Origin of the sequence: Flavobacterium cheongpyeongense, from assembly GCF_003202435.1 — a bacterium.
Lineage (GTDB): Bacteria > Bacteroidota > Bacteroidia > Flavobacteriales > Flavobacteriaceae > Flavobacterium > Flavobacterium cheongpyeongense.
This window is the reverse complement of record NZ_QJHK01000064.1, coordinates 1-333: the sequence shown is the minus strand read 5'-3', so window position 1 is coordinate 333 and position 333 is coordinate 1. Positions and strand designations below refer to the sequence as shown.

General features: G+C 31.5%; 1 protein-coding gene. It reads left to right on the top strand.

Features of this window, described 5'->3' with window-relative positions:
- Positions 1–233: 233 nt before the first annotated feature.
- A partial coding sequence (locus DMB65_RS22615) for a GIY-YIG nuclease family protein (RefSeq protein WP_165834861.1) occupies positions 234–333 on the top strand: 100 nt, incomplete at its 3' end.

Genomic DNA, 333 nt, shown 5'->3' with positions numbered 1-333 from the left:
GACCATGGAAAGTAATTTATGTTGAATTTTTCGATGCAAAAGCTGAAGCTATCAAAAAAGAAAAATATTTAAAAACTGGAATTGGAAGAGAATTTATTAAAAATTTGATTCTCAACAATTAACTCGTCGGGCTCATATCCGCCGCGGCGGACACAGGTTCGAGTCCTGTTCCCGCTACTAAGTAAAACACCATTTCTACAAGTGGTGTTTTTTTGTTTATAGCGTTTTGAAATATGGCTGAATTTGTTGTTTACATTCTTTATTCTGAAAAATTTAAGAAAAATTATACTGGTTTTACTTCCAATTTAATCGAAAGATTTAAATCTCATAATG